This is a genomic window from Arthrobacter sp. LAR12-1-1.1 (assembly GCF_040676555.1).
Classification (GTDB): Bacteria; Actinomycetota; Actinomycetes; order Actinomycetales; family Micrococcaceae; genus Arthrobacter.
Map to the genome: position 1 here is coordinate 136952 of NZ_JBEGIG010000001.1, position 17790 is coordinate 154741.

15 protein-coding genes and 1 pseudogene are annotated in these 17790 nt (G+C 65.7%); 12 read left to right on the forward strand and 4 right to left on the reverse strand.

Features of this window, described 5'->3' with window-relative positions; all coding sequences use genetic code 11:
* Positions 1 to 407 precede the first annotated feature (407 nt).
* Positions 408 to 761 (reverse strand): annotated as a pseudogene (locus tag MRBLAR12_RS00645) (transposase); the annotation flags it as partial.
* 113 nt (positions 762 to 874) lie between these two features.
* Between MRBLAR12_RS00645 and MRBLAR12_RS00650 the strand changes: the two are divergent.
* From MRBLAR12_RS00650 to MRBLAR12_RS00700, 11 genes are all read left to right on the forward strand, one after another.
* On the forward strand, positions 875 to 1555 hold the full coding sequence (locus MRBLAR12_RS00650) for an SDR family oxidoreductase (protein ID WP_364742627.1): 681 nt from the start codon (positions 875 to 877) through the stop codon (positions 1553 to 1555).
* 450 nt (positions 1556 to 2005) lie between these two features.
* A complete protein-coding gene (locus MRBLAR12_RS00655) occupies positions 2006 to 2800 on the forward strand; it encodes an IclR family transcriptional regulator (protein ID WP_364742630.1) in 795 nt (264 codons plus the stop codon).
* A 153-nt stretch (positions 2801 to 2953) separates the two neighbouring features.
* On the forward strand, positions 2954 to 4231 hold the full coding sequence (locus tag MRBLAR12_RS00660) for a cytochrome P450 (protein WP_229995184.1): 1278 nt from the start codon (positions 2954 to 2956) through the stop codon (positions 4229 to 4231).
* Between the two features lie 3 nt (positions 4232 to 4234).
* Positions 4235 to 5404, forward strand: a complete 1170-nt coding sequence (locus MRBLAR12_RS00665) for a PEP/pyruvate-binding domain-containing protein (RefSeq protein ID WP_229995183.1) — start codon at positions 4235 to 4237, stop codon at positions 5402 to 5404.
* A gap of 69 nt (positions 5405 to 5473) precedes the next feature.
* Complete coding sequence (locus MRBLAR12_RS00670) at positions 5474 to 7342, forward strand: PEP-utilizing enzyme (RefSeq protein WP_364742634.1); 1869 nt, start codon at positions 5474 to 5476, stop codon at positions 7340 to 7342.
* Positions 7343 to 7349: 7 nt separating this feature from the next.
* Entirely contained in the window at positions 7350 to 8099 is a 750-nt protein-coding gene (locus MRBLAR12_RS00675; protein WP_364742637.1) for an SDR family NAD(P)-dependent oxidoreductase, read from the forward strand.
* 61 nt (positions 8100 to 8160) lie between these two features.
* Complete coding sequence (locus tag MRBLAR12_RS00680) at positions 8161 to 8481, forward strand: 2Fe-2S iron-sulfur cluster-binding protein (RefSeq protein WP_229995180.1); 321 nt, start codon at positions 8161 to 8163, stop codon at positions 8479 to 8481.
* 2 nt (positions 8482 to 8483) lie between these two features.
* Positions 8484 to 9785 carry an NAD(P)/FAD-dependent oxidoreductase gene (locus tag MRBLAR12_RS00685; RefSeq protein ID WP_364742640.1) on the forward strand — a complete coding sequence of 434 codons (1302 nt, stop codon included), beginning with the start codon at positions 8484 to 8486 and terminating at the stop codon, positions 9783 to 9785.
* A gap of 40 nt (positions 9786 to 9825) precedes the next feature.
* Positions 9826 to 10566, forward strand: coding sequence for an HD domain-containing protein (locus MRBLAR12_RS00690; protein WP_229995178.1), 741 nt, complete (start codon positions 9826 to 9828; stop codon positions 10564 to 10566).
* Complete coding sequence (locus MRBLAR12_RS00695) at positions 10563 to 12080, forward strand: aldehyde dehydrogenase family protein (protein WP_364742643.1); 1518 nt, start codon at positions 10563 to 10565, stop codon at positions 12078 to 12080. The genes MRBLAR12_RS00690 and MRBLAR12_RS00695 overlap by 4 nt, the downstream gene beginning before the upstream one ends.
* Positions 12081 to 12406: 326 nt before the next feature.
* Positions 12407 to 13228, forward strand: coding sequence for an alpha/beta fold hydrolase (locus MRBLAR12_RS00700; RefSeq protein WP_364742646.1), 822 nt, complete (start codon positions 12407 to 12409; stop codon positions 13226 to 13228).
* A 64-nt stretch (positions 13229 to 13292) separates the two neighbouring features.
* On the opposite strand, the gene MRBLAR12_RS00705 is transcribed toward MRBLAR12_RS00700, so the two are convergent.
* Positions 13293 to 13952, reverse strand: a complete 660-nt coding sequence (locus MRBLAR12_RS00705) for a TetR/AcrR family transcriptional regulator (protein WP_364742649.1) — start codon at positions 13950 to 13952, stop codon at positions 13293 to 13295.
* Between the two features lie 111 nt (positions 13953 to 14063).
* On the opposite strand from MRBLAR12_RS00705, the gene MRBLAR12_RS00710 reads away from it, so the two are divergent.
* Positions 14064 to 14543: a cupin domain-containing protein gene (locus tag MRBLAR12_RS00710; protein ID WP_364743711.1), complete on the forward strand. Its 480-nt coding sequence runs from the start codon at positions 14064 to 14066 to the stop codon at positions 14541 to 14543.
* A gap of 60 nt (positions 14544 to 14603) precedes the next feature.
* Here MRBLAR12_RS00710 and MRBLAR12_RS00715 read toward each other — a convergent pair whose 3' ends face one another.
* Positions 14604 to 16298 carry a SulP family inorganic anion transporter gene (locus tag MRBLAR12_RS00715; protein WP_364742652.1) on the reverse strand — a complete coding sequence of 565 codons (1695 nt, stop codon included), beginning with the start codon at positions 16296 to 16298 and terminating at the stop codon, positions 14604 to 14606.
* A gap of 420 nt (positions 16299 to 16718) precedes the next feature.
* A complete protein-coding gene (locus MRBLAR12_RS00720; protein ID WP_364742655.1) occupies positions 16719 to 17618 on the reverse strand; it encodes a helix-turn-helix transcriptional regulator in 900 nt (299 codons plus the stop codon).
* Between the last annotated feature and the right edge of the window lie 172 nt (positions 17619 to 17790).

The window sequence follows — 17790 nt, forward strand, 5'->3', positions numbered from 1 at the left end:
GCGAAACTGCCACCCGAGACGAGCGGGCTCCTCGCCGATCGGGCCTAACCGCCCGTTGCACCGTTACATTGGGTCCGCGAACGACGGGGTTTTGATCGCGGGGTCCGGTATGACTTTCTTGCCCTGTCATTGAAGACCCGTAGGGTGTTGTCCGGGACCGCTTCTTTTGTGTTGCCGGTGGGTCCGGTTGGGCGGTCAGCGTGTCGTTGGCGACGGCGTGGTCAGACTGATACGCGCGGGTTGGTTACCGCAGGACGAAGTGTTCGGCTGGAGCTTACCGCTGGTCTAGGAACGTCGGGCGTGGCCGTTTCCGGTTGCCCATAGCTGTATCGCGGGTTTACTCCACGCGCTGCAAGTAACCACTCCGCAGGACTTCCCGGCAGTCCGTGCCCGGCCGGGCACGGCGTTTAAGCACTCATGGGATGTGTGTCCCGGGCGTCTGCGGCCAGGGACCAGCACCAGCCGGCGAGTTCACGGGCGATGGCGACGTTCGCGATGACGGGTCGTTTGCGTCGTTCAAGGTAGCTGATCCAGCGGTTGTGCAGGCGCCGGTTCCCGTTATGGCCCCGGGCTCTTGCCTCAGACGTGGCTTCCTCCCATCGGGAGCGCAGCAGGCGGGACGGGTGGTCATAGGGTCTGCGGTGGTCCCAGGCGGCCTCGACGAGCAGCCTGCGGGCGTGGGTGTTGCCGGTTTTCGTGATCGAGCCCTGGGACCTGGATGCTCCGGAGGAGTGCTCGGTCGGCACGAGACCCAGGTACGCGCCGATCGTGGAGCCAAGTAGCCAAACCGGAGGATCCCTGCATGGAGCCCCTATATACGATCGTCGGCCCGGACCTCATGGTGGTCAATCGGATCGCGGGCTAGCGTGGTGGCATGGACTTGCAGCTGACTGGACGCGTTGTGCTAGTCGTCGGAGGGACCGGGGTGATCGGCGGCGCAGTGGTCGACCGTCTTCGTGCGGAGGGTGCCGTTGCGGTGGTTGCGTCCCGCAGTGGGAGCGGGGGTTTCGTCCTGGACGCCCGCGACGATGCGTCCGTCTCCGCGGGGATCGCCACGCTGCTCGAAGAGCATGGTCGCCTGGACGGCGTCGTCGTCGCGGCGGCGCCACGCGCGCAGACCCTCGACCCCGCACGCAATTCTGACCCGAGGCAAGTGCTTGAAGCCGTGGACGCCAAGGTGCTCGGTTTTCTCAGAGTCGCGAACGCCGCGCTGGCGGTCATGACCGAGTCGGGCTATGGACGCATCATCGGGGTTTCCGGTCAGAATGCTTTCCTCACTGGAAATGTGACGGGGGCGGTGCGCAATGCGGCGCTCATTATCACAGCGAAAAACCTTGCCGACTCCGTCGCCGGTACGGGTGTCACGGTCAACACGGTAAGTCCCGGCGTCGTCCGCGAGGACGCGGCTGCCGAGGTGGAGATCGGTCAGGCGGGACAGGCCCGGCCATCCGACGTTGCTGCCTTGATCACATTCCTCGTGTCTCCGATCGCTGGAGCCATCTCTGGGGAGTCGATCGCCGTTGGCCACCGTGTACGGGGCGTCACTTCGATGTGACTGTCCGAACTCGCGGGCGAAGACATGGCCGCGACCGAATGACTGGATGTCACTAAGGCGTTCGTTCCCGCTTGTGGCCACCGCCTCCCGCGGCCGGTGCGGGACACGTGAAGGGATCCCGGGCAGAAGGTACCGTCGTCGATGAAGTCTCGGGCGAGCTGCTGCATGAGAGGGTCGGGATCTTCCATCAGTTCGGAGAGCCGGCGGCGGACCTGCCCGAGGGCTGGCAGCGTGATTTCTGTCCGGATCGAGTGCCTGATCGCTGATCGGCTTGGTGTTCAATGTCACCGCCGCCGAGTAGTCGCTGATGTATTCCAAAAAGCACTAGCGGCCGACGAAGCGGACGCGCGTCATCACCGAACCGTCGGCGTGGCATCGGTCCCGGGCTGGACTCTGACCGGACGGCCCGGCCGGCTGTCTAAGATGGGCACCTAACAATAAGGAGTCGCGATGGCCGGCGGAAGCCGCGAACCCGGCAGGACCGTGACCTCGAAGGTCCTCTCGATCCTGGAAGCCTTCGAAAAGTCCCGCGGGGCCCTCAGCCTGACCGACATCGCCGAAAAGTCCGGCCTGCCGTTGAGCACCGCCCACCGGCTGGTCAATGAGCTCACCGACTGGGGCTTCCTCTCCCGCGAACCCAACGGCCGCTACCAACTGGGCATCCGCCTCTGGGAGCTCGCCCAGAACACGGGCCGCCAGCTGCGCGACGCGGCCCGGCCGTACATCCAGGACCTGTTCTCCCTCACCGGCGAAACCGCGCACCTGGCCGTCCGGTCCGGCCACGAGGTGCTGTACATCGACCGCGTCTACGGCTCCAAGCGCCTGCCCCGTGCCTCCCGCGTCGGCGGGCGCCTGCCCATGCACGCGACCGCGGTCGGGAAAGTCATCCTGGCCTTCGAGGAGGACTGGGTCCGCGACGCCTACCTGAACCGGCAGCTCGAGCGGCACACCGCGCACACCCACGTTGACCCCAAAAGACTGGCCGCCGAACTCACCCAGATCCGGGAACAGGGCTACGCCACCACCCTCGAAGAAGTCCGGCTGGGCTCCTGCTCGATCGCAGTCCCCGTCTTCCACACCGGACGGATCGGCGCCGCGATCGGCCTGGTGCTGCCCACCAGCCAGGCAGCCACGATGACCCGGCACCTGCCGGTCCTGAGGGGCATCGCTGCGCAGATTGAACGCGCCACCGCGCGGATCCCCCTGGAATCCTTGCTGGGCAGCCACGCGGCGGGAACGGAGTAGGCCTAAACCCCGCAGCTGCAGGCCTGAACTGAACTGGCTTCCGCTCAGTGGAAGTCATTCCTGCCATCCCAAGGTGATGGGGGGCACACTGGTGAAGAGAAACCCGCGGCAAGCACTGGCGCTGCCGGCGGGACCGAATACCAAGGAGCTCAGATGTCATCGTCGACTGAAACGGCCGGCCGCTGCCCCTTCGGGCACGGCGCCGAAGCACCCGCCGGTCACCACGGCTACCAGCCGTTCCAGATGAAGGACCCCTTCCCGGCCTACGCCGAACTCCGAGCCGAGCAGCCCGTGATGTTCGACGAACGGATCGGCCTCTACGTCGTCTCCCGCTATGACGACATCAAGGCCGTCTTCGAGGACTGGGAGACCTTCTCCAGCGAAAACGCCCAGGCGCCGGTCCGCGAACGCGGCGCCGCCGCCAAGAAGATCATGGACGACGGCGGCTTCACCGCATACTCGGGCCTTTCCGCCCGCCGACCGCCGGAACACACCCGCATCCGCGCCGTGGTCCAGAAGGCGTTCACGCCCCGCCGCTACAAGGCCCTGGAACCCTTCATCCGGCAGAACGTCGTCGACCTGCTCGAAAGGATGCTCGCCCGGCCGGACCGCCGCGGGGACATGGTCAAGGACCTCGCCTACGACGTCCCCACCATCACCATCCTCACCCTGATCGGCGCCGACGTCTCCCAGGTGGACACCTTCAAGCGCTGGAGCGACTCCCGCGCCGCCATGACCTGGGGCGACCTCAGCGACGAGGAGCAGGTCCCGCACGCCCACAACCTCGTGGAGTACTGGCAGGAATGCCTGCGCCTGGTCAGGGTTGCCCACGACGAAGGCGGCGACAACCTCACCGCAGACCTGGTCAAAGCTCAGCATGAAGGCGCCGAAATTTCCGACCACGAGATCGCCTCGGTCCTCTACAGCCTGCTCTTCGCCGGCCACGAGACCACCACTACCCTGATCTCCAATGCGCTCCGCGAACTGCTGTCCCGCCCCGAGCAGTGGAAAGTGCTCGTAGAGGAGCCCAAAAAGATCCCCGCAGCCATCGACGAGGTCCTGCGCTATGCCGGCTCGATCGTCGGCTGGCGCCGCAAGGCCCTCAAGGACACCGAAGTCGGTGGCGTCGCCATCGAGGAAGGCGCTCAGCTGCTGCTCCTCATGGGCTCAGCCAACCGGGACGAGAACAAGTTCAGCGCTGGCGAGGACTTCGACATCACCCGCCCCAACGCCCGCGAGCACCTCTCCTTCGGGTTCGGAATCCACTACTGCCTGGGCAACATGCTCGCCAAGCTCCAGGCCAAAATCGCGCTCGAGGAAGTGGCCAGGCTCGCCCCGCAGCTGCAGCTCGAGGATCCGGACGGCATAGCCTTCCGCGAGAACCTCTCCTTCCGCGTCCCCGAGACCGTCCCCGTCAGCTGGAAGGCCTGAGAAATGCAAAGCAACGAATACATCCAGTTCTTCGACGGCGGCATCGAACCGAAGCTCGAAAACCTCGGCGGTAAGGGCGCCTCGCTGGTCACGATGACCTCCGCCGGTATGCCCGTCCCGCCAGGCTTCGTGGTCACCACCGCCCAGTTCGACGCGTTCATGAAGGAAGCCGGCATCACCCGGGATATCCACCAGCTCCTCGCCGGCCTGGACCCCGAGGACATGGGCCAGGTGGACAAGATCGCCGCCGGCATTCGCGAGGACATCCGCTCCCGCCCGGTGCCCCAGGCCATGCGCGAACTCACCATCACCGCCTACGAGTCCCTGATGTCCCGCTTTGAGGCGCCAGTCCCGGTGGCCGTCCGCTCCAGCGCCACCGCCGAGGACCTTCCGGACGCGTCCTTCGCCGGCCAGCAGGACACCTACCTATGGCTAGACGGCGTCCAGGCCGTCACCGAGCACATCCGCCAGTGCTGGGCCTCGCTCTTCACCTCCCGCGCCATCATCTACCGGCTCAAGAACAACATCCCCAACGACGGCCTCTCCATGGCCGTTGTGGTGCAGAAGATGGTCAACGCACGCGTCTCCGGCGTTGCGATCACCATGGACCCCACCAACGGCGACCGCTCCAAGATCACCATTGACTCCTCATACGGGGTGGGCGAGATGGTGGTCTCGGGCCAGGTCACGCCGGACAACATCATGCTGGACAAGGTCACCCTGGCCGTCATCTCCGAACACCTCGGCGACAAGCACGCCGAGCTCGTCCCCGACTTGGTCGCCGGCCGTCTGGTGGAACGCGAGGTCGACGCCGAACGCCGCGGCCGCCGCAGCCTCACCGACGCCGAACTCACGGCCGTCGCGCAGATGGCCAAGCGCGCGGAAAAGCACTACAAGTGCCCCCAGGACATCGAATGGGCCCTCGACGCGGACCTGCCCGACGGCGGCAACCTGCTCCTGCTGCAGTCACGCCCGGAAACCGTGCACTCCTCCAAGCCGGCGGCGGTTGCCGCAACGGCTCAGCCGGGCGCCACCGCCGGCGGCTACTTCAGCGGACTCAGCCACCCGCCATCGACCACGTCCCCGACGTCGGCAGGCACCACGCCGTCGTCCTCAACCGGCGGCCTCAACCTCGGCAGCATCACCGCCTCGCTGCTCAAGCCCTCTTTCTGACAAGTTTTTTACCCGCTAGTCCGCGCGATCACCCAGGCTCAACGCCGAGCCCGTATTGAAAGGACCGCCATGTCCCTGAAGTCCTTCCCCAAGCCCTCCGAGCTTCCGGTCCCCGCCGGGGCCGAGGGCTGGGAAAAGATCTACCCCTACTATCTGGTGTTCCAGGACAAGCTCAAGGAACAGGAGGACGCCAAGTTCTGGTTCTGCGACAGCCAGCATTGGCCCACCGTGTTCAAGCCCTTCGAGACGATCGGCGGCGAGTTCGCGGTCAAGTGCCTGGGCCAGTACAACGCCCGGCACCTGATGATCCCGAACGCGAACGGCATCGAGTTCCGCGTCCACCTGGGCTACCTCTACATGTCGCCGATCCCGGTGCCGGAGGACCAGATCGCTGCCCGCGTGCCCCTGTTCGAGCAGCGCGTGGGCCACTACTTCCAGAACTGGGACCAGCTCCTCAGGCAGTGGCACGTCAAGGTCCAGGGCACTATCGAGGAGATGGAGACCATTTCCTTCCCCAGGCTTCCGGACGTGGTCCCTATGGAGGACATTCTCTCCGGCAAAGGCAAGGATGGCTCCGAGAAGCTGCTGGAGAGCTACGACCGGCTCATCCAGCTGGCCTACCAGAACTGGCAGTACCACTTCGAGTTCCTCAACCTCGGCTACATCGCCTACCTGGACTTCTTCAACTTCTGCAAGCAGGCCTTCCCCAACATCCCGGACCAGTCCATCGCCACTATGGTGCAGGGCGTGGACATGGAGCTCTTCCGCCCGGATGACGAGCTCAAGCAGCTCGCCAAGCTCGCCGTTGAGCTGCAACTGCAGCCTCTATTCGGCAACACCGACGACGTCGGGGCCACCCTGGCGGCCATCGCGGCCGCTCCGGGCGGGGACCGGTGGATCGCCCAGTACGAGGGCGCCAAGGACCCGTGGTTCAACTTCACTGTGGGCAACGGATTCTACGGCCACGACAAGTACTGGAATGAGCACCAGGAAATCCCGCTGGGCTACATCGCGGACTACATCCGCCGTGTGGACGAGGGCCAGGAAATCATGCGCCCGGTGGAGGCGCTCATCGTTGAACGCGACCGTGTCATCGAGGAGTACCGCGAGCTGCTCGAAGGCGAAACCCAGGCCCTCTTCGACGCCAAGCGCGGGCTCGCCGCGACGGCCTACCCCTATGTCGAGAACCACAACTTCTACATCGAGCACTGGACCATGGGCGTCTTCTGGCGCAAGATCCGTGAGCTGTCCCGCATGATGCAGGCCGAGGGCTTCTGGACCGAACCGGACGACCTCCTCTACCTGGGCCGCAACGAGGTCCGTGACGCGCTTTTCGACCTTGTCACGGGCTGGGGCGTGGGTGCCAAGCCGATCGGTCCGGACTACTGGCCGGCCGAGATCGAGCGCCGCCGCGGAATCGTGGACGCGCTCAAGACCGCCCGGCCCGCCCCGGCGCTGAACACCCCGCCGGAATCCATCACCGAACCCTTCACCCGGATGCTCTGGGGCATCACCACCGAGCAGGTCCAGCAGTGGCTGGGCGCCGGCGAGGAAGTGGAGGGCGGGGGCCTGCGCGGCATGGCGGCCTCGCCCGGCGTCGTCGAAGGCCTGGCCCGCGTCATCACCGACGCGGACCAGCTCTCCGAGGTGCAGCAGGGCGAAATCCTCGTCGCCACCGTCACCGCCCCGTCCTGGGGCCCGATCTTCGGGAAGATCAAGGCCACGGTGACGGACATCGGCGGCATGATGAGCCACGCCGCGATCGTGTGCCGCGAATACGGGCTTCCGGCCGTGACTGGGACCGGATCGGCATCCACCACCATAAAAACCGGCCAGCGGCTGCGGGTGGACGGGACCAAGGGCACGGTCCAGATCCTCGACGCCGAGGACGAACTGCTGGTGACCGGACCCGGCGCTCACAGTCACAGCCATGTCTGAAGCAAGAATGTCTGAAGCAGGAAAGACCGTCCTCATCACCGGTGCCGCCGGCGGGCTGGGCCGGGCGTTTGCGCTCGGCTTTGCCGGCCGCGGCTACCGCGTGGCGGTGGCCGACATCAACCTCGAGGGTGCTGAGCAGACCGCCAAACTGGTCCGCGAAAGCGGCGCCGAAGCTGCAGCGTTCTCAGCGGACGTCACCAGCGTGGACTCCACGGAGGACCTCGCGAAAAGTTGCGCGGACTTCGGAAACGGGAGCATCGACGTCGTCCTGAACAACGCCGCGGTGTACGCGGCGGTGACCCGCACCCCGTTTGAGGAGATCGATCCGGCCGAATGGGACCTGGTAATGAACGTGAACCTCAAAGGCCCCTGGCTGGTGACCCGCGCCGCGAGCCCATACCTGCCCGAGGGCGGGCGCGTCATCAACCTCTCCAGCGCCACCATCTTCAGCGGCTCCGAGCAATGGCTGCACTACGTCGCCTCCAAGGGCGGCGTGGTGGCCCTGACCCGGGTGATGGCCAAGGAGCTGGGGCGGCGGGGGATCACGGTCAACGCGATCGCCCCCGGCTTCACCCTCACCGAGGCCAGCTACGGCCTGATGGAAAATGCCGAGAACTACGGCGTGGACCGCGGTGCCATCAAGCGGGCCAGCCAGCCGGAGGACATCGTGGGAGCCGCGCTCTTCCTCGCCGGACCGGACAGTTCGTATTACACCGGCCAGACCATGGTGGTGGACGGCGGCCGGCAGTTCATCTGACCAGCCTGCTGAGCTGACCAGCCATTCCACCAACAACCAACTTCAACCCCAAGGAGGACCAATGCCAACGGTTCACTTCACCGACGCCGAAGGCGCCGTTCGCGACGTCGAGGGCAACGTGGGCGACTCGGTCATGGAAACCGCGGTGCGCAACGGCGTTCCCGGAATCGTAGCCGAGTGCGGCGGTTCGCTGTCCTGTGCCACCTGCCACGTTTTCGTCCGGGAAGACTGCGTCTCGCAGCTCCCGCCCATGGAGGACATGGAGGACGAGATGCTGTACGGCACCGCAGTGGACCGCGAGGACAACTCCCGGCTGTCCTGCCAGCTGCGCCTCACGGACGAGCTCGAACTGTTCGTCACCACCCCGGAATCCCAGGTGTAACCGTGGGCACGCACGCAATGGAGCAGGCGGCCGGCGCCACCACCGTCCCCACCCAGACCGGGCTCCTGATTATTGGCGCCAGCCAGTCAGGCGTACAGCTTGCCGTATCGCTCCGGGCCCTGGGCTTCGACGAACACATCACCCTGCTCGGGGATGAAGACCACCGCCCGTACCAGCGGCCCGCGCTGTCCAAGGAGTTCCTGCAGGGCACCGTGGAAAGCGAATCCCTGATTTTTCGCTCCAACGAATATTGGGCCGAGCACAACGTGGACCTGGTCAAGGGCGAGTACATCGCCCGGATCGACAAGGAAGCGGACGGTTCCGGGGTGGCGCACGCGTCCTCCGGCCGGGAGTTCCCCTTCAAACGGCTTGCCCTCACCGTGGGCGCCCGCGCCCGCAAACTGGACACCGAGGGCGCGGACCTGGACGGCGTGCTGTACCTGCGCAATGCCGACGACGCGCTGGCTCTCAAAGCCCGGGTAGGCGACGCCACGGACGTGGTGGTGATCGGCGGCGGGTTCATTGGCCTGGAGGCCGCGTCCAGCCTGCAGAAGATGGGCAAAAACGTCACCGTGCTCGAATATGGGCCGCGGCTGGTGGGCCGGGCGGTGGGGGAGGAGACCGCCGAGTACTTCCTGGCGGCACACCGCTCCCGTGGGTTGGACATCCGGCTCAACACGAGTGCGGCGCGCTTTACCCCCGCCGACGGCGGCACTGCAGTCGCCGCCGTCGAGCTTAAGGACGGCACGGTCCTGCCTGCCCAGATTGTGCTGATCGGCATCGGCGTCATCCCCAACACGCAGCTGGCCGAACAGCTCGGACTGGACGTGGACAACGGTGTGGTAGTGGACCGTTTCGCGCTCGCTTCGGACGGCACCACCGTTGCAGTTGGGGACGTGGCCAACTTGCCCAACCCGGTACCGGGCTCGGAGCCGGGTGAGCGGATCCGGCTGGAAAGCGTCAACAACGCCATCGAGCATGCCAAGGTGGCCGCCTACTCGCTCACGGGCCGGCGGGAGGAATACGCCGGCATCCCGTGGTTCTGGTCCAACCAGGCCGACCTCAAGCTTCAGATCGCGGGTCTCTGCAACGGCTTCGACCATACAGTCCTCCGGCGCGACGAGGCACGCGGAAAGTTCAGCGTCCTCTACTACCGCCAGGGCCAGGTAATCGCCGCCGACTGCGTCAACGCACCGCTGGACTTTATGGCAGTGAAGAACGCCCTGGCAAAGGGGCAGAACATCCCCGCCGACGCCGCGGCGGACCCCGCCACGCAACTCAAGACCATCACCACGGACAGCTAACTGCACTCAGACAATACGTCGGCCCACCCGAAGGAGCAATATGCGCACCCCCAAGACTCCGGTCGCTTCAGCCGGCCTCGCCGCTGAACCGGCGGACGTGCCGGCCGAGGCCTTCGCCGCGGAGTACAGCGTCCGGCCCGTACCCGCGGCCGGTCCGGTGGACACCACCGCCATCTGCAACACCCCCGCGGCCCTTGAGGAACTCGACGCGCTGTGGAAGGCCGTCGTCCAGGAAACCCGGACGCGCGGAAACGACATCCATCTGCCGATTTCCTTGGCCTACGCCGAAAGGCTGTGCCGGGCCTATCCCGGCGCCGACGCTGAACTGGTGCGCGTGGCCACCCTGCTGCACGACACCGGCTGGGCCCACGTTGATGAATCCCGCATCATCTCCGAGGGCTTCACCGGTGACTGGCGGAAGGCTGCCATCCGCTACGAACACGAGCAGCAGGGCTGCGAGGTGGCCCGCCGGGTGCTCCCGGGGCTGGGCTATTCGCCGGCCTTTGTGGAACGCGTCTGCGAAATCATCGACGGCCACGACACACGGCCAGTGGCCAGGTCCTTGGAGGACGCTTTGATGCGCGACGCCGACAGGCTGTGGCGTTTCGACCGTGCCGGGATCTCGCTGGCCTCCTCGTGGTTCGCCATGGACCCGGCAACGTACACCGACCGGCTGGCCACCGAGATCGTGCCCGAACTCATCACGCAGGCGGCGGTGGACATGGCGACGGCGGACCTCAACCGATCCAACGCCCTCCTCAAGACGGCGGTGATCCGATGACCTCCGCCACGCATAATGCTCCCGCCCTGGTCGCCCGGACGGAGCTGTCCCTGCCGCATACGTATGTGGATACGATCTTTGTCGGCGGAGCGTGGCAGCCTTCGCGGAGCACGGGCCGCAACCCTGTGACTGACCCCGCCACGGGCGAAGTGTGGGGCTCGGTGCCGGACGGAACACCGGAAGACGTGGACGCCGCCGTCGGCTCCGCCCAGCGAGCGTTTCAGGGGGAGTGGCCCCGGCTTACGCCGTCTGAACGCGCCGCTTACCTGCTAAGGATTGCCGACGAAGTGGAAAAGCGGGCTGAAGAACTGTCGCTGACCAACTCGCGGGAAAACGGCTCCCCGGTCTCCGAGTCCGCCGGCGCGGCCGCCAACGCGGCAAGCATCTTCCGCTACTTTGCCACCCTCGCCGAGTACCTCGAGCGCGAAGACGTCCGCCCCTTCCCACGCGGCGGCGGCGAGTCCGTAGTCCGGCGCGACCCGCTGGGAGTCTGCGCGCTGATCGCACCGTGGAACTTCCCCATCAACCTGGTGGTCATCAAACTGGCGCCGGCACTGCTGGCGGGCTGCACCGTGGTGATCAAGCCGGCGTCGCCCACTCCGCTGTCCATCCGGGTGATTATCGACGCCGTCGCCGCGGCCGGGGTCCCGGCGGGCGTGGTCAACTTGGTCACCGGTTCCGGCCGGCTAGGGGATGTGCTGGTCAAGCACCCGGGCGTGGACAAGGTGGCGTTCACCGGTTCGACGCCGGTGGGCCGGAAAATTGCCGCGGCCTGCGGTGAACTGCTGCGCCCGGTCACGCTGGAGCTGGGCGGGAAATCCAGCGCCGTTGTGCTGCCCGACGCGGACCTGGACGCCATGTCCAAGGTCCTGATCCGGTCCTCCATGCGCAACACCGGCCAGACCTGCTACATCTCCACCCGGATCCTGGCGCCCGCGAGCCGCTATGACGAGGTGGTGGACATGGTCACGGCCACGATTGCCGCCGGGACGCAGGGTGATCCGCTCGATCCGGACACCGTGTTCGGCCCCTGCGCAACGGAGTCCCAGTACCGGACCGTGCTGGAGTACGTGGAGTCAGGCCTGGCCGAAGGCGCACGGGCCACCACCGGCGGGCGTGCGGCGACGTTGGGCGGTGGCCTTGAAGGCGGCTACTTCGTCGAGCCCACAGTCTTCGCCGACGTCACACCGGAGATGCGGATTTCCCGCGAGGAGATCTTCGGACCGGTCCTGTGCATCCTAAAATACGACGACGCCGATGGCAGTGTTGACGCGGCCGTCGCGCTGGCGAACAACACCGAGTTCGGCCTGGGCGGGCTGGTGTTCGGGAAGGACGCGGACGCTGCTCTGAACGTGGCGGACCGGATGGACACCGGCTCCGTGGGCATCAATTTCTTCGCATCCAACCATGCCGCACCCTTTGGCGGCCGGCACGACTCGGGCCTTGGCACCGAGTACGGGATCGAAGGACTCAACGCGTACCTGAGCTACAAGTCCATTCACCGCCGTGCCTAACTATCGGGGTGTGGGCCTTACGCGGAGTCAGGCTGGTTGCGAGCACGACCCCGAGGCTGACCCGTCCATGTAGCTGCGCGTTCAGAGCCGGACGGCGGCGGGAGGTCCCGCGGCGGTCCGCCAAGCAATAGCTTTTTGAGACATCTCGCTCTATGCCAAGGGCCTGACAAGCAGAACAGGCTTGTAACCAAAGCGTTCGACGGCGGGTGCGCACCCGCCGTCGAACGCTGCTGTTGTCAGTCCCGAACACCCTGCCGCCTGCACTGCCGCCGGACTAGGATGGCCCCAAAACGAAGGGCGTCCTGACACGGGTGGAGAACGAGCGGATGGATCAGCAAGCGACGGCAGGCCCCGAAACCGGGTACGCCCCCGTTAACGGAATGCAGATGTACTACGAGCTGCATGGTGCCGGCGGCACACCGCTGCTGTTATTACATGGCGGGCTGTTCGATATCGAGCAGCAATTTGGCGCGTTGCTCCCGGGCTTGTCGGCGGGCCGCCGGGTCATCGCGATGGACTTCCAAGGTCACGGTCGAACCAACGACATCGACCGTCCGCTGAACACCCGAGACCTCGCCTCCGACGTCGTTGGGCTCCTTGAACATCTGAACGTCCGGGAGGTGGATATCTTCGGATTCAGCGTCGGCGGCGCGGTCGCACTGCATCTGGCAGTCAACCGCCCGGACCTGATCCGCAAACTCATCGTTTCGTCCGTGTCATTCCGGCCCGACGGCGATCGGGGCGAAAACTCCGAAGCGGTCGCCGCCATGACCGTGGACATGATCGCCGGCACCCCCATGGAAGAGCGCTATCTGACGGTGTCGCCGCATCCCGACCGCGAGCATCTACAAGGACTCCTGGACAAGCTCGGGCGTTACGACGCGGGCGCGACGGGGTGGAGTGATGACGAGGTCCGGGGCATCGCGGCCCCCACCTTGATCACCGTCGGCGATTGCGACATGGTCAAGCTCGAGCACGCGGTGCGGTTCCTGCAGCTGCGCGGGGGAGACGTGAACGGCGACTTTGAGGGCGTACCGGCGTCGCAGCTCGCGGTTTTTCCGGGCACGACACATTTCTTCGGGCTCGCGAAGACACCTCTGGTGCAGGAAGTTGTGACCACCTTTCTGGACTCGCCTCTCTTCCGCTGAAGGCCGCGCACCGCACTACTTGCAGCCGACCTGGCAGCAGGTTCTGTCCGCCTGTTTTAGCGGTTCACTGTCCGCGGACGCCCGCGTTCTCTGGCATGGGTGCGTCGGGCGTCTCCGGAGCGCGGACTGCGGTGGTGATCAGGGTGGACATGACTTCGACGGCGTCATCGTCGGAGAGCCCGTTGTCATGGCAAAGTGATCGCCAAGTCCAGAAGGAAACCGCGTGGCTGAGCGTGGCGTTAAACCTGGAATTCCTGTTCGGCTCGGGGAACGGCTCGAGAAGAATGTTCCGGAAGTGGGCGTTCGTGGATTCGAGGGCCGCGCGGCGTGTTTGGGGGAGCGCGTGCCAGTCCGCATAGATTCGGGTGAGCATGGCCTCGCCGCGGCGGTAGAACCGGTACAGATCGGTCAGGCCAACGGTCAGGCGTACGAGTGGGTCGGCGTGCCGGGACCATTCCTCGGGGTCCGGCAGTTGCTGTTGCGAGAGCCAGTGCGAGGAGCAGGCGGAGAACAGTGCCTCGTCGTCAGGAAAGTGGCGGTAGACCGTCAGCCTGGTGACACCGGCCTTTTCGGCGATGCCCGCGATCGTGGTGCGGGCCGGCCCGACGGAACCGTGCAGGGTCACGGCCGCGTCGATGATGCGCTGGTGAGTGCCGCTTATCTTTTCTGTCCTCTTGCTCATTTCGTAGCGGCGGCTCTTGGATGAACCGTGGTGTTCACTCAATGTATTGACTCGGCTCCTTCCCGGGCGGACAATTTCGGTAAACACCATTGTATATTGAAATTGGAGGGGTGGTCTGTTATGGACCTTGAAAGGGCTCCGCGGTTGACAGTTGTGCTGCCGGGCAACGGGCGGGAGGGTCGTCTCGGAACAATCGGCGTTGTCTTCAAGCTCTTCGGCGAAGACACCAATGAACAGCTCTCGATTGTGGAGCACCCGTTCCCTGTCGGGGCTCTGGTCCCCCCGCACACCCATACGAGGGAGGACGAGTACTCGATCGTCCTTGAAGGCGAGATAGGGTTCCGGTCCGGCGATCGTGAGGCGGTGCTCGGAGCGGGAGGCTACATCACGAAACCGCGGGGGGAGCTCCACACGATGTGGAATGCCGGCAAAGTCCCCGCCCGTTTGATCGAGATCATCAGCCCGGCCGGGTTTGAGCATTTCTTCTGGGGACTGGCCGATCACTTTGAAGCGGGTCCGCCGGATCCCGAGGTTATTGCCAAAATGGCCGCCGAATACGGGCTTCAGTTCGGTGAGCCGCCCTGGCTGCCGGACATCATCGCCCGGTACGGGCTGACACCTCCGATGGGCTGACACGAGCCCAGGTGCAGAGGCGGGGGCCTGCTGTTTCACGGCGTCCGGGGATACCGTTTCCTACCCCTCCCGTTTCTCCCGTTGGAACGCCCTCACTGCTTCGCTCACTGTCGGGTAGAAATGGTCGGGAGAGAAGCGGGCGCCCATGCCGTACTGCAACAATCTGTCTTTGACCGGGTCTTTGAGCTCGGCGAATACCAGGTCTACGCCGTGCCGGTCCAGCCATTCGTCAAGCTGCACCAACTCGTCCAGTGCAGTCGTGTCGATTCCTGTCACTGGTTCTGCCGCGAGCACCACGCGTTCAGTGCCGTCCTCCGCCTGGTCCAGTTCGTTGCGTACGAAGGACCCCAGCAAGGCTCCGTTGCCGAAGAACAGGGGTGCGTCGAAGCGCAGGATCAACAGGCCGGGGATGCGTTCCCCTTCCGGATGACGGCTCACGTCGTGGTACCCGGGTATACCGGGCACGTCCACGAGTTCAGCGCGGTAGGGGTCCCAGGCCCGCCGTAGGAAGTCCAGAATTGCCAAGCCGATGGCAATGGCGATGCCCGGGAGGACGCCCAGTATGGTGACCCCCAGGAATGCCGCGAACATCACCAACGATTCACTGCGGCTCATGCCGATGAGCCGTCGCACACCGGCCGGGTCGGCCATTGCGGCGGCTGCGGCGATGACGATGGCGGCAAGGGTTGTGGCGGGCAGGAACTCGGTGACGCCGGGCGCCACGAGCATGAAGCCGAGCACCAGTACTGCGCCCGCAGCCCCCGTGAGCTGGGATTTCGCCCCGGACTCGACTGCTACCGGCGTGCGGGACGTGCTGGCCGACACCGGGAAGCCGCCCAGCAGCCCGGTGGCAGCGTTCGCCGCACCCAAGGCTGCCATTTCATGGTTGCCGGATACCCTGCCGTCCTCTGCGGCCGCCAGGGATTGGGACAGGGTTCCGGTATCAACGAAGACGATGAGGGCGATCGCGGCGGCGGCGGGCAACAGTGTCAGGACGTCAGCCCAGCCAATTCCGCCCAGGGCCGGTGCAGGGAGCCCCTGCGGGAGGGCACCTGTGACCTTCAAACGCTCTTGGAGTCCCAGCAGGGCCACGGCGATGCAGGACACCACTACCGCAATGAGCACGCCCGGAACCTTCCATTTCAGCCGGCGGGGAACCCAGATGAGCGCCAGCGAGACCAGGCCGAGCAGTAGTGCCGTCAAATTGGTCTCGCCGGCAAGCACCTTCGGCGCGGCGGCGATGAGTTTTTCCCAAGGTGTACTGCCTTCCACGGAGATCCCCAGGAGGGTGGGAAGCTGGGACACAGCCACCAGCAAGGCGATGCCGTTGAGATAGCCGAGCCGGATGGGCTTCGACAACAGTCCAGTGACGATTCCCAATCTCAGCACTGAGCCGAGCAGCAAGATGCCGCCAATCAGTATGGCCAGGAGACCGGCCAGGGCCACGGATTTCTGCTCGTTATCCGCGGCCAAGGGAACCAAGGCTGCAACGATCATCGGGGCGAGCGCGGAATCCGGCCCCAGCACCAGCACACGCGATGGCCCGACTGCTGCGTAGACAAGCAGGGGCACTACCGTCGCGTACAGGCCGGTCACCGGTGGAAGGCCGGCGGCCTGGGCGTACGCCATGCCCGCGGGGACCAAGATCGCGAAGAGCGCGGCGCCGGCCACCAGGTCGTGGCGCAGCCACTCGATCCTGTAGCCGCGCAGGGCTGGCGGGACCGCCCAGAATGGAATCTTTCCGGATCGGCGCATCTTCCGATCATGTCCCAACATGGCCCTGCTCGCCATCCATAATCGGGCGAACTCAGCCTTGCGCGGGACCAGTATCCGATGATCGGATCGTTGCGCCCCAGCCACCGCCGGTCTGCGTCGGCTCGGCCAGGGCTCCCCTCAATCCCGACGTCCTCGAGACAAAACTAATGATCCTGCCTCAGGAAGGGAACAACAGGCGCGCGAAGACGCTGATCGCGTACCAGCCCACGACCCCAAGGGCACCCAAAGTCACAATGGAAACTACCCAAAACCGGACGGAGCGTTTCGAGTTCGCGTTTTCATACATAACAACCACCCACGTTCAATCGGGATACGTCGGAATGCATCCTGCCAGAAGCGCCTTGCAAAAAGCTTGAATCGACACGGGGCCCAAGGTCACCCCCGTCGGTATGGGTCTGGCTAGCTGTTGGTTTGTGCTGTTTCTGGGATGGTTGTGGCCGCCCAGCTGGTGAGCAGCCTGAGGTGCTCCTCGTGGATGGTTCCGGGTTCGGCGGTGTAGACGCTGAGTTCGTGGACCGCGCGGGGGAGGGTGGGCAGGGCGAGGGACTGGTAGGTCAGTTCCAGGTATCCGGCAACGGGGTGCTGGAGCCGTTTGATGCCGTCGTGCCGGAATCGGATATCGTGCGATGCCCATAGGGTGCGGAATTCCGGGCTGAGCGTGGACAGTTCGCCGACGAGTTCGCGGAGGGCCTTGTCGTTGGGCTCGCGGCCGGCTTCGGTGCGGAGGAGGGCGGCGGTGGCTGCGGCGCCGGCGTCCCAGTCGATAAAGAAGTCCCGCGAGGTCGGATCGAGGAAGTGGAAGCGCGCGAAGTTCGCGTGGCCGTTCGCGGTGGTGGTGTCGCTGGCGAACATTGGAGCGTGAAGCGCCAGGCCCAGCGGGTTGGCGGCGACGACGTCGAGCCGGCCGTTGCGGACGAACGCGGCGGACATGGTGATGGAGTCAAGCAGCCACCGGACCTGGGCAGCCACCTCCGGCTCTTTGCTGCGGACGGGAGTCCGCTTTGCGGGCCGGGCCGCCCGGGCCAGTTCGAAGAGGTAGGCGCGTTCTTCATCGTCCAGGTGCAGTGCCCGGGCGACGGCTTCGAGGACATCTTCGGAGACGCCGCTGATGTGGCCTTTCTCGAGCCGCGCGTACCATTCGGTGCTCACCCCGGCGAGCACGGCGACCTCTTCGCGTCGCAGCCCCGGGACCCGCCGTCGGGTCCCGGCGGGGAGGCCGACCTGGTCCGGGTTGAGCTTGGCGCGGCGGCTGGCCAGGAAGTCCCGGATGTCGGTGCGGTTGTCAGGCAGATGGTCCATACGTCCACGGTAACCCCGGTTCACTTCGGTTAGGGGGAGACAGCTTCTTCCCCCCATAAACCCCGCCCCCACTCGCCAGATGCCTTGGATTGCCAATCCATGAGTCGCAGTCGGGACGGGTCGCCGCGCTTCGTGAGCATGCCCGCACCCGCCGATGTTCCGGCAAAGGGGG

Excerpts from the sequence above, each read along its gene's own strand:
- MRBLAR12_RS00650 (WP_364742627.1), top strand. The coding sequence starts at position 875 with ATGGACTTGCAGCTGACTGGACGCGTTGTGCTAGTCGTCGGAGGGACC.
- MRBLAR12_RS00655 (WP_364742630.1), top strand. The coding sequence starts at position 2,006 with ATGGCCGGCGGAAGCCGCGAACCCGGCAGGACCGTGACCTCGAAGGTC.
- MRBLAR12_RS00660 (WP_229995184.1), top strand. The coding sequence starts at position 2,954 with ATGTCATCGTCGACTGAAACGGCCGGCCGCTGCCCCTTCGGGCACGGC.
- MRBLAR12_RS00665 (WP_229995183.1), top strand. The coding sequence starts at position 4,235 with ATGCAAAGCAACGAATACATCCAGTTCTTCGACGGCGGCATCGAACCG.
- MRBLAR12_RS00670 (WP_364742634.1), top strand. The coding sequence starts at position 5,474 with ATGTCCCTGAAGTCCTTCCCCAAGCCCTCCGAGCTTCCGGTCCCCGCC.
- MRBLAR12_RS00675 (WP_364742637.1), top strand. The coding sequence starts at position 7,350 with ATGTCTGAAGCAGGAAAGACCGTCCTCATCACCGGTGCCGCCGGCGGG.
- MRBLAR12_RS00680 (WP_229995180.1), top strand. The coding sequence starts at position 8,161 with ATGCCAACGGTTCACTTCACCGACGCCGAAGGCGCCGTTCGCGACGTC.
- MRBLAR12_RS00690 (WP_229995178.1), top strand. The coding sequence starts at position 9,826 with ATGCGCACCCCCAAGACTCCGGTCGCTTCAGCCGGCCTCGCCGCTGAA.
- MRBLAR12_RS00695 (WP_364742643.1), top strand. The coding sequence starts at position 10,563 with ATGACCTCCGCCACGCATAATGCTCCCGCCCTGGTCGCCCGGACGGAG.
- MRBLAR12_RS00700 (WP_364742646.1), top strand. The coding sequence starts at position 12,407 with ATGGATCAGCAAGCGACGGCAGGCCCCGAAACCGGGTACGCCCCCGTT.
- MRBLAR12_RS00715 (WP_364742652.1), bottom strand. The coding sequence starts at position 16,298 with ATGCGCCGATCCGGAAAGATTCCATTCTGGGCGGTCCCGCCAGCCCTG.
- MRBLAR12_RS00720 (WP_364742655.1), bottom strand. The coding sequence starts at position 17,618 with ATGGACCATCTGCCTGACAACCGCACCGACATCCGGGACTTCCTGGCC.